Genomic DNA, 13,627 nt, shown 5'->3' with positions numbered 1-13,627 from the left:
CTCAATGCTAGAAAACCTATTGCAGATTCTTGGGCTGTCAGGCTTCAGCCTCAAGGGCTTCGGCCCGCTGTTGCTACAAGGCTCCTGGATGACTGTCAAATTATCCTTTCTGTGCTTGTTGGTAAGCGTTGGCCTGGGCCTGATCGGCGCCAGCGCCAAGCTTTCGAAATCAGCGCTGCTGCGCGTCCCTGCGCAGGCCTACACCACGCTGATCCGCGGGGTGCCGGACCTGGTGCTGATGCTGCTGATCTTCTATAGCCTGCAAACCTGGCTGACCTCGTTTACCGATTTCATGGAATGGGAATACATCGAAATCAATCCCTTTAGCGCCGGGGTCATTACCCTGGGATTCATCTACGGGGCTTATTTCACCGAAACCTTCCGTGGCGCCATCCTTGCCGTACCGCGAGGGCAGATGGAAGCGGCTACCGCCTACGGCCTGACCCGCGCTCAGCGCTTTCGCCTGGTGGTGTTCCCGCAAATGATGCGTTTTGCCCTGCCGGGTATAAGTAACAACTGGATGGTGATCCTCAAGGCCACGGCGCTGGTGTCGATCATTGGCCTGGCCGACCTGGTCAAGGTGGCCCAGGACGCGGGCAAGAGCTCCTATCAGCTGTTCTTCTTCCTGATTCTGGCCGCCTTGATCTATCTGGTGATAACCACCGTTTCGAACTACGTCTTGCGCCGGATGGAAATCTTCTACGCCGCAGGTACCCGGGAGGCCGTGCGATGATCGAACTTCTACAGGAGTACTGGAAACCTTTCCTGTTCCAGGACGGCAATCACATCACCGGGCTGGCCATGACCCTCTGGCTGCTCAGCGCCTCGATCTTCTTCGGCTTCGTGATGTCGATCCCTCTGTCGATTGCCCGGGTCTCAGACAATGTCTGGGTGCGCTGGCCGGTGCAGTTCTACACCTACCTGTTCCGCGGTACGCCACTGTATATCCAGCTGCTGATTTGCTACACCGGCATTTACAGTCTGGCCGCGGTGCGTGCTCAGCCCGTGCTGGACGCGTTCTTTCGCGATGCGATGAACTGCACGATCCTGGCCTTCGCCCTGAACACCTGCGCCTACACCACGGAGATCTTCGCCGGGGCCATTCGCAGCATGAACCACGGCGAAGTCGAAGCGGCCAAAGCCTACGGCCTGACCGGCTGGAAGCTTTACACCTACGTGATCATGCCGTCAGCCTTGCGTCGTTCGCTGCCTTACTACAGCAACGAAGTGATCCTGATGCTGCACTCGACCACCGTGGCCTTCACCGCGACCATTCCGGACATCCTGAAAGTCGCGCGGGACGCCAACTCGGCGACCTTCCTGACCTTCCAGTCGTTCGGCATCGCCGCGTTGATCTACCTGGCAGTCACTTTTGCGCTGGTCGGCCTGTTCCGCCTGGCTGAACGCCGTTGGTTGTCTTTCCTCGGCCCGGCTCACTAATTCAGGATGCTTGTTCATGTACAAACTGAGCGTTGAAAACCTGCACAAAAGTTATGGCAACCATGAAGTCCTCAAGGGCGTTTCGCTAAACGCCAGGACCGGCGATGTGATCAGCCTGATTGGCGCCAGTGGTTCGGGCAAGAGCACCTTTCTGCGTTGCATCAACTTCCTGGAAACGCCCAACGACGGCGCCATGAGCCTGGACAACCAGCCGATTCAAATGGTCCATGACCGCCACGGCATGCGCGTGGCCGACGCCAATGAACTGCAACGCATCCGCACTCGCCTGGCGATGGTGTTCCAGCACTTCAACCTGTGGAGCCACATGACCGTGCTTGAGAACATCACCATGGCCCCACGCCGGGTGCTGGGCGTCAGCAAGAAGGACGCAGAGGATCGCGCCCGGCGCTACCTGGACAAGGTCGGTTTACCGGCACGGGTGGCCGATCAATACCCGGCGTTTCTCTCGGGTGGTCAGCAGCAACGGGTCGCCATTGCCCGTGCCCTGAGCATGGAACCGGAGATCATGCTGTTCGACGAGCCGACTTCAGCCCTGGACCCTGAACTGGTGGGAGAAGTACTCAAGGTGATCCAGGGGCTGGCCGAAGAAGGCCGCACCATGATCATGGTGACTCACGAAATGAGCTTTGCGCGCAAAGTGTCGAACCAGGTGCTGTTCCTGCATCAGGGGCAGGTCGAAGAACAGGGTGCGCCCGAGGACGTATTGGGTAACCCCAAGAGTGAGCGTCTGCGGCAGTTCCTCAGCGGCAACCTGAAGTGACCAGAGCGCCTTCGAGCAACCGCAGGGTCGCTCGAAGGCGCTGGTTCAACCCTCAACACGGAGGGCTGATGGTCCTCAATGACTCTTTACATCTCAACCTGCGTGCCCAACTCGATCACCCGATTCAACGGCAATTTGAAGTACTTCAGATTGCTGTTGGCATTCTTCAGCAAAAACGCGAACAGGCTTTCTCGCCAACGGGCCATGCCGATGCGCTTGGTCGGGATCACCGTTTCACGGCTCAGGAAATAGGTGGTGCGCATCGGGCTGAAGTCCAGCTCGGCCAAGTGGCAGAGACTCAACGCCAAGGGGACGTCGGGCTCCTCGATAAAGCCGAAGTGCAGGCTGACCCGGAAGAATCCTTCGCCATAGGCTTCAACCTCAAACCGTCGATCAGCGTTCACACGAGGGCTGTCTTCAGACACCACGGTGAGCAACACCACTTGCTCATGCAAAACCTGGTTATGCAGCAGGTTGTGCAGCAGCGCATGCGGAACGGCATCGGACCTGGCCGTCAGAAACACCGCCGTACCTTGTACCCGATGAGGAGGCTGCGTGCGGATGCTACTGATGAACAGTGGTAGAGGCAGCGCGGTTTCGTCCAGCCGTTCAACAATGATCTTGCGGCCCCGTTTCCAGGTCGTCATCAAAATGAACAGGCCAATGCCGGCAATCACCGGGAACGCACCGCCCTGGAAGATCTTCGGTGCATTGGCCGCGAAGTACAGACTGTCTACCAGCAGAAAACCGAGCAGCATCGGAATGGCCAACCAGCGCGGGGTTTTCCATAGCAGCAGGACGACGGCCGAGGACAGGATGGTGGTGATCAGCATGGTGCCCGTCACAGCGACCCCATAAGCGGCGGCCAAAGCACTGGAAGACTCGAAACCAAGCACCAGCAGCACAACACCGACCATCAACGCCCAGTTGACCGTGCCGATGTAGATTTGCCCCTGCTCCTGGCTGGAGGTGTGCTGGATAAACATGCGAGGGACATACCCAAGCTGGATGGCCTGGTGGGTCAGGGAAAATGCGCCTGAGATCACGGCTTGAGAAGCGATGATGGTCGCCAGTGTGGAGAGTGCGACCATTGGCAGCAATGCCCAGCCCGGCGCAAGCAAATAAAATGGATTGCGCACCGCCTCAGGGTTTTCCAGGATCAAGGCACCTTGACCAAAATAATTGAGTAGAAGTCCTGGCAGTACCAAAATGAACCAAGCACGGGCAATGGGCTTGCGACCGAAGTGCCCCATGTCGGCATACAGTGCTTCGGCGCCCGTGAGCGCGAGTACCACTGCCCCAAGGATGGCCACACCGATTCCCGGATGAGCGATAAAAAAATGCGCTCCCCAGTACGGATTGAGCGCTTGCAGTACTTCCGGTCGCTGGAAAATGCCATAGATCCCCAGTGCACCCAACACCACAAACCACAGCACCATCACCGGGCCGAACAGGATACCGATGCGAGCCGTGCCGTGTTTTTGTATCAAGAACAGCGCCACCAGCACGATCAATGACAAAGGCACCACCCAGTGCTCTATTCCATCAAACGCCAGCTGTAGTCCTTCAACCGCAGAGAGCACCGAAATAGCCGGGGTAATCATGCTGTCCCCGTAAAAAAGTGCCGCACCAAACAGACCGAGCAGCACCAGTGCCTTGCTCATGCGCGGATAAGGTAAGGCCGCGCGGCGGGCTAACGCCGTCAACGCCATGATGCCGCCTTCGCCCTGATTGTTGGCCCGCAGGATAAACAACACGTATTTGATCGAGACCACCCAGATCAACGACCAGAAGATCAACGATAGAATGCCCAGCACGCCATCGTGGTTGGCCTGGACACCGTAGTGACCGGCAAACACTTCCTTTAGCGTGTACAGGGGGCTGGTGCCGATATCTCCATACACCACTCCGACAGCAGCGATAAGCAGTCCCGCCGCTGAAGATTTGCGATGGGGTTTTTCAATGGCATGGGGCGATGTTTCGCTCACTTTCTACGTCTCGAGTATTGAGGGCCGAAAACGCATTCCGTGAGAATTCAAGGCCGGTGGACTACAGTGAAACTGCCATCAAATTCAGATGAGTCGTAAAGACCGTCGTCCTTGCACAGCCAAGTGATCACTCGTTCTGAAGGGCCTGCGACAGACCCGCACCACCTTCTACTCCCCCGCAAGCAACATTGAACATCCTAAGGAAATCTTGAGGGTAAAGACGAAGAAGCCGAGAGTTGCGAGGCATAAAGGCAATGTCAATTTTCCCGGCCAGTATCGTTGCGAGTAACAAAAGCCATCGTAAAAAAAGCGTAATTTTTCCGCCGCCATACCCTCCGTCCTCAGTCGGCATCTTTAGTCCTGCGTCCTCATAGCATCGTTATTCTTCCGATACTCATGGTCCCCCCCAGAGAGGCAACCTTCGACATTTTCCATGGAGAGGGCTTCGAGCAGCACCTGCTCCAGGATGGCAAAAAAACATTTGATGTGAGCCTGTTTCAATGCCTGAGGCCGGGTCACCAGATAGACTTCCATATCTGGAAGTTGGAGATCCGGGAACAACTCGATCAAGTCCTTTGCCAGAATACGGGGCAGTACTGCCACACCCATTCCTCGCCTCACCGATTCGAGCTGAACCGCGAACGCGTTCACACTGATCTGCGCGCGGTCCAGACCACCGGCCTTTGCCGCACGCATTTGCGGCAACATGTCCAGCGGGGGAAGCAAGGCAATATTGACCGCAGTGGCCGGGGTCACCCCTGGAAACCGCTTCAGATAACCTGCATCAGCGAAAACACCGTAGGCGAGCCGGCCTATTGGTCGATAAATCAGCGACGGCTCACCCAGATGAGCTGTACGTACAGCAATGTCTGCCACGCCGCGGACGATCTTGTGAAAGTCGGCTGTTACCATCAGCTCCACCGAGCAACGCGGGTGCAGAGAAGTGAAGCGACTCGCGGCCTCCAGCACACAAGACGAGAACCCCTCTCCTGCGCTGACCAGGACACTGCCAGATAACTCTGTGTGTACCCCGGATAGGCCAGCAGCGGTTTGACGCCTCAAGCCAGTTTCCGCGGCCAGGGCAACTTCCACGAGGGATTGGCCCCGTGAGGTCAACCAGCATCCTTCAACGCCCCGCTCGACGAGTGGCTCGCCCAGTGCGACCTCAAGTTGGGTCAGGCGGCGGGACACCGTAGACGCCGCAATACCCAGCAACTGGCCAGCTTGAAGAAAGCTGCCACGCCGCGAAACTGCCAACAGCAGACGAAGATCGTCCCAATTTGCTTGCAACGCCATGCGTCCTGTCCTCCCTGGTCTGCATATGTGCAAATCCATTATGCAGTAGTCGCTGTTTTTCGAGGGAGGCCTCAAAGGTATATCTACAGGCCCTCGAAACGAATGGAATGGATTGTATGACTACTGGCCCCAACGACTATGCGGAACGCGCCGCAAGAGCCTTCAATTGCCGTGATGTGGAGGCGATGCTTGCGTTGGTTTGCGAAGACTTCATCTACGTCGATGGCATGGGGGTTCAAGCCGGTCGTGAATCCATGCGCAAAAGAGAGACTGCGCTGTTCTACGCATTCCCCGATGCCCAAGTGACCTTCACCCCATTCATGGTCGCTGACGATCGTTTGGCGCTGACTGCCCTGCTGACCGGCACCTTCGCCGCCCCCCTGGTGCTGCCAGGCCGGGTGATTGCACCCCATGGACGCCATATTACCGTGCACTACGCCGCACACTTCACCTTCAAAGACGGACTGGCCATCCGTGAAGAGGTCTTCTTCGACAGTGCGGTGTTGATGCCGTTAGCCGGACAGGGTGAGGGTTGAGCCATGCGCAGCGCATTTGTTACTGGAGCAACCGGCTTGCTGGGCAACAACCTGGTGCGTGAATTGGTCGCTCGTGGCTACAGGGTCAAAGGCCTGGTCCGCTCAAGAGCCAAAGGTGAACAGCAGTTCAACAATCTGCCGGGTGTGGAGCTGGTCGTGGGTGACATGGCCGATGTCGACGCATTCGCCGCATCGCTGCAAGGCTGCGATACGGTGTTTCACACCGCGGCGTTCTTTCGCGATAACTACAAGGGTGGCAGGCACTGGCAGGAACTCGAAAAAATCAATGTCGCCGGTACGCGGGACCTGATTCACCAGGCCTACCGCGCCGGTATACGACGGTTCGTCCATACGTCTTCCATTGCCGTGCTCGACGGCGCACCTGGCGCGTCCATCGATGAGACATGTCTGCGGGCCGACGCCGACGCGGATGACTACTACCGCAGCAAGATCCTCGCCGACCGTGTCGTCTTGTCATTCCTGGAAGCACATCCCGAGATGCATGCCTGCATGGTCCTGCCCGGTTGGATGTGGGGCCCTGCCGACATTGGCCCGACCTCTTCGGGACAGTTGGTCAACGATGTCGTGAACGGCAAGTTGCCCGGGCTGATCCCTGGCAGCTTCTCCGTTGTCGATGCCCGTGATGTGGCATCGGCGCTGATTGCCGCAGCCGAACATGGCCGACGAGGTGAGCGCTATCTCGCGGCGGGCCGGCATATGACGATGGGTCAGCTGATCCCGGTTCTAGGACGTATAGCGGGCGTCAAGACGCCCGTTCGACAACTACCGCTGCCGTTTCTATACACCCTGGCGGCTGTGCAGGAGATCTATGCACGCCTTACCGGCAAGCCCATTCTGCTGAGCATGGCCACGTTGCGCCTGTTGGTACGAGAGAAGGACCGCACCTGCTTCAACCATCGCAAGAGTGAACAGGAGCTTGGCCTGAGTTTCCGGGCGCTAGAGCTGACAATCACTGACACCGTGGCGTGGTACCGTGATCACGACTGGTTTGAAAACCACGGTGCTGGCACACGAGGCGTACCTTGAGCTCCCGAGACCGCACTTACTGGTCATTTACCACGCACCAGAACAAGGACGTAAATTTGTGAACAGGGAAATAATCCTGATGCGTCACGGCCAGCCAAAACTGGCCGCTACCGACAAAATCTCAGCGATCGAGATGAAAGAATGGATCGAGCAATACAACCGATCCGAAATTACCCACCACCCGATCCCGCCTGCCAGTATGCAACTCGCCGCAACCGCCACGGTGATTGTTTCAAGCAGCGCGCCTCGTGCGCTGACCTCCCTCCAGGCGCTCGGCCTGAAGCCTGCACTGGTCGACGCACTTTTCTGCGAAGCACAACTACCTTGTGGTCATTGGAAGCTGCCACGGTTATCGCCGTTTACCTGGGCATTTATCCTTCGAGTCTTATGGCTGTGCGGTTACTCACGCAACGTCGAATCCGCCAGCACTGCGAGGATCCGCGCCAGCACGGCAGCCAAACGATTGCAGTCCCTTGCCAGTGATGGACCGGTTCTGCTGCTCGGTCATGGTTTTATGAACCGAATGATCGCCAATCAACTGGTCGCTGACGGTTGGGCTCGGCAAAAACGTAACGACAGCCAGTATTGGAGTGCGACCGTGTATCAGTACGACGGTGTGTAAGAGGCGCCACCTGTACAGTTCGATGCCCGGCATCCACACATCGACTGCCGCACAGGCCATGGCCAGATCGTTGTTGGCGCCCGTGGTTTTCAACATGTCCCAGACCACTGTGGTAACGGTGTCGAATACCGGTTCAGTTAATCATCACCTCGTCCAGTGCCTGCGCGAGGGTGCTGACCGTGCGCTCGATATTGTGCAGCTTTTCGAGTCCGAACAGACCGATGCGGAAGGTCTGGAAGTCGGCCGGCTCGTCGCATTGCAACGGCACTCCGGCGGCGATCTGGAGGCCGTGCTCGGCAAATTTCTTGCCGCTCTTGATGTCGGCATCATCGGTGTAGCTCACCACTACGCCAGGGGCCTGAAAGCCGGCTGCGGCCACGCTTTTGATGCCTCTGCCGCTCAACATTGCGCGCACCCGATCACCCAGGACCTGTTGTTCGCCGCGGACCTTTTCGAAACCGTAGGCTTGCGTCTCTTTCATCACCTCGTTAAACCGCGCGAGGGAATCGCTGGGCATGGTCGCATGGTAGGCATGCCCGCCCTGTTCGTAGGCCTGCATGATCTGAAGCCACTTTTTCAGGTCGCAGGCGAAGCTGCTGCTTTGCGTCTGCTCGATGCGCTCAAGGGCCAAAGAACCGAGCATCACCAGGGCGCAGCAAGGGGAGGCGCTCCAGCCTTTCTGCGGCGCGCTGATCAGCAGGTCGACTGCGCATTTGCGCATATCAACCCAAAGCGTGCCTGAAGCGATGCAGTCCAGCACGAATAGGCCACCCACCGCATGCACGGCGTCGCCGACGGCCCGCAGGTAGTCGTCGGGCAGGATAATCCCTGATGAGGTTTCAACGTGGGGGGCGAAGACAATCTGCGGCCTCGAAGCCGCAATGGCAGCCAGCACTTCGTCCAGAGGGGGTGGGGCGTAGGCAGCCTGGCGACCGGTGTCGACCGGTCGGGCTTTCAGCACCGTAGTAGCCGCCGGAATGTTGCCCATCTCAAGGATCTGGCTCCAGCGATAACTGAACCAGCCGTTGCGTATCACCAGACACTGCTGGTCGGTGGCAAACTGTCGCGCCACCGCTTCCATGCCGAATGTGCCGCTGCCCGGGACCACCGCAACAGCCTGGGCGTTGTAGACCTGTTTCAGGGTCCTGGAAATGTTCTTCATCACGCCTTGAAATGACTGCGACATGTGGTTGAGCGAGCGGTCGGTGTAGACCACTGAGTACTCGACCAGCCCCTCGGGATCGATACTGGGATATAGCTTTGACATAGGGTGACTCCTTTGGCAGAGATCTCAGTGGTATCGACCCTGCCCTAAGCCTTGGCAAATGACAAGATTGCTCGGGATTGAATTGCGACTTCTGTCGAGCAGCGCATCATTTTTTTGATCCGGCGTGATCACCACGCAATCAAGTTCGTTCAAGCCAGGCACGGGCGATTTCTTCGCGCGTAGCAAACCAGGCATCGCTGTACTGCCTGGCATACTCGATGAATTGCTTGATCGCCCTTACTTTCCCGGGACGGCCCACCATGCGTGGATGCAGCCCGATCGACATCATGCGGGGTCGCTAGCGCCATATCGGCAATACCAGCCCACGGGACGTTTGCCACAGGTACGTTCGAAGAATTCGATTGCCAGGCGCATGTGCTCTCTCGAACCATTGCCTATGCGGAATTTGTGCCGGTTTAGAGGGGGGTCAGTCTTGCTTCAGCTCGTGGGTCAATTCGGCGCGAGCATCAACGCTGGCCATTACCTCGCCGATTTCTATAGCCCGATTGGACGTCCGTCGGAACGGCGGGCGTCGATTCAAGGCTAGATCCAGGATAACCGTGGGAGTAAATGTGGGGGTAATTTTGCAGGCATGAAAAATCTATGGTCGGGACGGAGTGATTCGAACACTCGACCCCTAGCACCCCATGCTTGAAATGGGCATAAAGCCCAGCATTTGCTGAGTCTTCTACTGGCGCTCGCTGCAAACGGTGCCTTACAGAGCCAAACCGAAATTAGTGAATCCCCGAAAAAGTCCCCACACCTTTTTCGGTACTCCCCAGCGTCTGGCCGAGGGCCGCGAACCTTCGGGGGCTTTGCCTTTTCTGAACCTTACTACTGTTACATCGGGCCGGTTTATTGTTCTTCTTCGGGTGGTGATTGCTTTGTTGGGACTATCTGATTATCAGTGGATGGGCTGACGAGTTCGCGAGCAGGCTCACTCCCACAGGTTATGCGCTAACCCTGCTCGCGAAGAGGACTTTAGGGCTATTGCCAAAAAATCCGGATTAGAAGTAATACCCGATGTTCATGTACAACTGGTTTTCCCACTGGTTACTACCACCAGCCCCCAGACTCTGGGTGAGGCTGCCGCCACCGATGACCGGATCATTCTTGCCGTACAACCACTCCGTGGCGATCCATAGTTTGCTGAGGGAGAACGACGTGCCGAAAATCATCCGTTGCGAGGTCTTGAAATCGTCCGCGGATTTATCGAAGGCGCTGTAGTTGGCGTACAGCTTCACACCGCTGATCTGATCGAACAGATACTTGCCGCTGACGTCATAGCTCACATCCGCCACGTACAAGTTACCGCGACTGGCGACGTTGAAGGTGGCGTCGTAACTGCCGAAAGTCACCAATTCATCGGTGCCGGGGTTGCGCGGGGACATCTGCTGTCGCGCGGCTTGCAGTTGCACGCCCCATGGGCCGTTCTTGCCGACGTAGTGCACCGCCATGGCATTGCGCCGGCCATCGTTGTTGGTGTCGCGGTTCTCCAGGGACGAGGTCAGGCCGGAGATCCCGACTTCGGACTTCCACGGCCCCAGGTCCAGCGCCTTGGCCACCCGCAGGACCACTGTGTTGCGTTCCTGGTTATTGCTGCCGTCGGTGACATAGCTGTCCGCTTCGGAGACCACGGTGGAGTAGGTTTCACCGTTGCTAGTGCCTTTACCCTGCCAGGCGGGGCGCAGGTAGTAACCGGCCTGAATATTCCAGTCGCCGCTTTGCTGGATGTACTTGGCACCGACTTCTTCGATGTCTTCCAGTCCTATGACACTGCCCAGGGTTTGGTAGAACGTGCTGCCGAAGTACGGCTGCAAACCGAACGGCAGCTGGTTCAGGCCGACTTGAACCTGCTGGTCGGGGTTGAACTTGTAGCCGATCCACGCCAATTCGGCGAACTGGACGTCACCGACATTCTCTGTGTACTCATAAGGGTAGGCTCGACCGTAGAAACGGTATTGGGCCTCGCCGATCCAGGTATCGGAGTTGTACTTGGCGCTGAGGATCGCGGTGTCGAAGTTGAACTTCTGGATGTCACGATCCGGGTCATAGTCCCAACGCGCCCGGACGGCACCGCCGAGATCGAGGTTGTCGGTGACCTGGATCGCCATCGCTGGGGTGGAAAGCGCCCCCAACAGCGCCAGCGGGGTCAATGAGCGCAAGGCCCGGGTGGTGTTCAAGTTCATGGTCGCTCCGTCTCTTGTTTATTTTATTGTTGGCAACACTCATCCCGGCCACGGCAAAAGCGCGGTCTGGATGAAAGGGGTAGGGCCCACCAGAACGAAGGCTGCAAACAGCGTTCAAGTGAGGGCCGGGAGGGTCAGCCGCCGGCGTTCAGCCGGGTCTGGGTGTAGCTATGCCGAGCCTGCAATTTGCACTTCTTCACCAAGGCTGGGAGGTGCGTGACAAACCGCGGTCACCCGCGTCAGTCGCGTTGCAGTTCTTCAACCACAGCTGCACAAGCACGGAAGGTATTCAACGTCCACTCTGAGTTGATGAAGTCCGGCCAACTGGAAAGTTTTACGATTGCCACTTCAGAAGCCGGATCCCAATAGATACTCTGCCCAAATACTCCTCGCGCCGAATAGGTACCCTGTTCACTGTCCAGCACCCAACACTGATTGCTATAGGCGGCGTCAGGAAAGTGTTTGACATAGAACCCATAGAGGACTTCAAAAGCCGGTGTGGAACCACGGCCGCATGCACGCACAAACTCCTCTGGAACAATCTGTTGACCGTTGAAATGTCCACCCTGCAGATACATCTGGGCAAAGCGCGCCAGATCACGCAGCGTGGCGCTCATCCCGCCATCGGCCAATGCAGTTCCAACGCAATCGAGGGTGATATTCGCGTCTTGCTCTGCCCCCAGTCTTGACCAGATCTCCCGGCTCAATAAAACAGGGAGCCGCTCGCCGCAGGCCCGCTCACAGACCCAGGCCAGCACGTCGGTATCCACTGAGCGATACTCAAAGAACTGGCCATGTTCACGGTCCTTACTCAGCGACTTCAACAAACCATAAATGCTGTCAGGTGACTCCCGCTCTCCCCGTTCACGCCAACCCGAGGCGATATCCAACTGGATGAATTCAGCATCCGGATCGGTGTAGTCCTCTCTGAATCTCACTCCCGTGCGCATATCCAGCAGATCCTGTACCCGGGCGTCGCCATAACCGCTTGCCGAAAGCTCGGGCACATAGTGGCTGACACGCGCTTGGGGATCGATTCTGCCCTGGCCGATCAACCTGCCGACCAGGCTACCGACGACGGTCTTGGATACCGATTGCAACAGATGCAAGGTGTGCGGCTGCATACCGTTGAAATACTGCTCCGAAACCACCCTGCCTTGATGAAGCACCAAAAAACCATCGGTGTAGCTATCGGTCAAGAAGGTCGCCAGATCGGTTTGCCCGCCGTCGACCCGCTGGAAACGTACGTCGTCCAGTGAGCGTTCGTTGCGCTCGAGTTCGGTGACCGGCCCGGGACTGCGATGAATAGCGGCCACCGGAAACAACTGGCTCATGTGCTGGAACGACCAGCGGTTATAGGGCGGACTGTCCCAATTATGCAGGCCGACTTGCTTTTCCCGGGACGGCGGATAGCCCTGCATCAAACTTAGGTCCTGATAACCAATGCCGGGAGCGGTCATGTCTTTTTTATTGTACATAGGGGTTCAGCTCTCATCGTTCAGAGGGTGGTGGCAAGAAAAGCGGTGGCCGTAATCCTGGGTCTCGGCTGGCACCTCTCGGCGACAACGCTCACTGGCCCGCGGGCAACGTGGCGCGAAGTGGCACCCGGCAGGCCGGTTCAAGGGGCTGGGGATCTCGCCACTCAGGATTTGCAACTGGTCACGGCGCTCCGGGTCGATGGAGGGCACTGAATTGAGCAGCGCACGAGTGTAGGGATGACGCGGTCGGCCAAACACCTGCTCCACAGGCCCGGCCTCGACGATGCGCCCCAAGTACATCACCAGCACCTGCTGCGCCAGATACTCGACCGTCGCAAGGTCGTGGCTGATAAACAGGTAGCTCAGGCCATTGTCGGTCTGCAGCGTCTTGAGCAATTGCAGCACTTGGGCCTGGACCGACACGTCGAGCGCCGCCGTAGGCTCATCGAGGATCAGCAGTTTTGACTCCAGCGCCAGGGCCCGGGCGATAGCGATACGCTGCAACTGGCCACCGGAGAATTCATGGGGATAGCGCTCCATGTGCTCCTCGCCCATCCCCACATTTCCCAGCAGCGTGAGAATGCGCGCGTGCAAGGCGCTACCGCGCAAACCAAAGGCAACCTTCAGCGGCTCGGCAACAATCGCCTTAATCGTCATTTTTGGGTTCAGCGAGGCGTAGGGATTCTGGAACACCATACTCAAGCTCCTGCCCCGCTCCCTGGCATCAGTGGGCAGCGGCCGACCTTCGACCAGAATTTGCCCACTATCGGCTGGCAGCAGACCGAGCAAGGTCGCGGCAACCGTACTTTTGCCACAACCGGATTCCCCCACCAGCGCGACCGTCTCACCGACCTGCACCTCCAGGCTGATGTGGTCGATGGCGGTCACCAGGCCGTCGCGGCTGGCGTAGGTCTTGTGCAACTGATTGACGCTCAACAGTGCGGGCTGTTTGTTGTTATTCATAGCCGTTTACCTTTCAAAGA

At 57.8% G+C, this 13,627-nt stretch carries 12 protein-coding genes; 6 read left to right on the top strand and 6 right to left on the bottom strand.

Annotated features, from left to right (window positions below; translation table 11 throughout):
- Positions 1-4: 4 nt before the first annotated feature.
- The 3 genes from AB4O40_RS27980 to AB4O40_RS27970 are packed head-to-tail and all read left to right on the top strand — an operon-like array spanning position 5 to position 2,221.
- Positions 5-733: an ABC transporter permease gene (locus AB4O40_RS27980; RefSeq protein ID WP_056723196.1), complete on the top strand. Its 729-nt coding sequence runs from the start codon at positions 5-7 to the stop codon at positions 731-733.
- Positions 730-1,440 (top strand): ABC transporter permease, encoded by a 711-nt coding sequence (locus tag AB4O40_RS27975; RefSeq protein WP_056723198.1) that lies wholly within the window; start codon positions 730-732, stop codon positions 1,438-1,440. The genes AB4O40_RS27980 and AB4O40_RS27975 overlap by 4 nt, the downstream gene beginning before the upstream one ends.
- A gap of 16 nt (positions 1,441-1,456) precedes the next feature.
- Positions 1,457-2,221, top strand: a complete 765-nt coding sequence (locus tag AB4O40_RS27970; RefSeq protein ID WP_409079124.1) for an ABC transporter ATP-binding protein — start codon at positions 1,457-1,459, stop codon at positions 2,219-2,221.
- 86 nt (positions 2,222-2,307) lie between these two features.
- Here AB4O40_RS27970 and AB4O40_RS27965 read toward each other — a convergent pair whose 3' ends face one another.
- The gene (locus tag AB4O40_RS27965; protein ID WP_460056996.1) at positions 2,308-4,209 is read right to left on the bottom strand and encodes a potassium transporter Kup; all 1,902 of its coding nucleotides are present in this window, start codon (positions 4,207-4,209) and stop codon (positions 2,308-2,310) included.
- 354 nt (positions 4,210-4,563) lie between these two features.
- Entirely contained in the window at positions 4,564-5,505 is a 942-nt protein-coding gene (locus AB4O40_RS27960) for a LysR family transcriptional regulator (protein ID WP_414914769.1), read from the bottom strand.
- Positions 5,506-5,621: 116 nt separating this feature from the next.
- Between AB4O40_RS27960 and AB4O40_RS27955 the strand changes: the two genes are divergently transcribed.
- The 3 genes from AB4O40_RS27955 to AB4O40_RS27945 all read left to right on the top strand — a co-directional run bounded on the left by AB4O40_RS27955 (position 5,622) and on the right by AB4O40_RS27945 (position 7,710).
- Positions 5,622-6,041 (top strand): ester cyclase, encoded by a 420-nt coding sequence (locus AB4O40_RS27955; RefSeq protein WP_056723208.1) that lies wholly within the window; start codon positions 5,622-5,624, stop codon positions 6,039-6,041.
- 3 nt (positions 6,042-6,044) lie between these two features.
- Complete coding sequence (locus tag AB4O40_RS27950) at positions 6,045-7,088, top strand: SDR family oxidoreductase (RefSeq protein WP_056723210.1); 1,044 nt, start codon at positions 6,045-6,047, stop codon at positions 7,086-7,088.
- Between the two features lie 79 nt (positions 7,089-7,167).
- A complete protein-coding gene (locus AB4O40_RS27945; RefSeq protein WP_223541026.1) occupies positions 7,168-7,710 on the top strand; it encodes a histidine phosphatase family protein in 543 nt (180 codons plus the stop codon).
- A gap of 133 nt (positions 7,711-7,843) precedes the next feature.
- Here AB4O40_RS27945 and AB4O40_RS27940 read toward each other — a convergent pair whose 3' ends face one another.
- The 4 genes from AB4O40_RS27940 to AB4O40_RS27925 form a co-directional block, all read right to left on the bottom strand.
- Complete coding sequence (locus tag AB4O40_RS27940) at positions 7,844-8,977, bottom strand: aminotransferase class V-fold PLP-dependent enzyme (protein WP_056723211.1); 1,134 nt, start codon at positions 8,975-8,977, stop codon at positions 7,844-7,846.
- Between the two features lie 1,007 nt (positions 8,978-9,984).
- Entirely contained in the window at positions 9,985-11,166 is a 1,182-nt protein-coding gene (locus AB4O40_RS27935; protein ID WP_056723389.1) for a hypothetical protein, read from the bottom strand.
- Positions 11,167-11,405: 239 nt separating this feature from the next.
- On the bottom strand, positions 11,406-12,644 hold the full coding sequence (locus AB4O40_RS27930) for a serine hydrolase domain-containing protein (RefSeq protein ID WP_223541025.1): 1,239 nt from the start codon (positions 12,642-12,644) through the stop codon (positions 11,406-11,408).
- 6 nt (positions 12,645-12,650) lie between these two features.
- Positions 12,651-13,607: an ABC transporter ATP-binding protein gene (locus AB4O40_RS27925; protein WP_223541024.1), complete on the bottom strand. Its 957-nt coding sequence runs from the start codon at positions 13,605-13,607 to the stop codon at positions 12,651-12,653.
- Positions 13,608-13,627: the final 20 nt, after the last annotated feature.

The sequence above is a fragment of the Pseudomonas sp. S2_F07 genome, assembly GCF_054668325.1.
The sequence above is the reverse complement of the archived record's forward strand: the minus strand, read 5'-3'. Positions and strand labels throughout refer to the sequence as shown.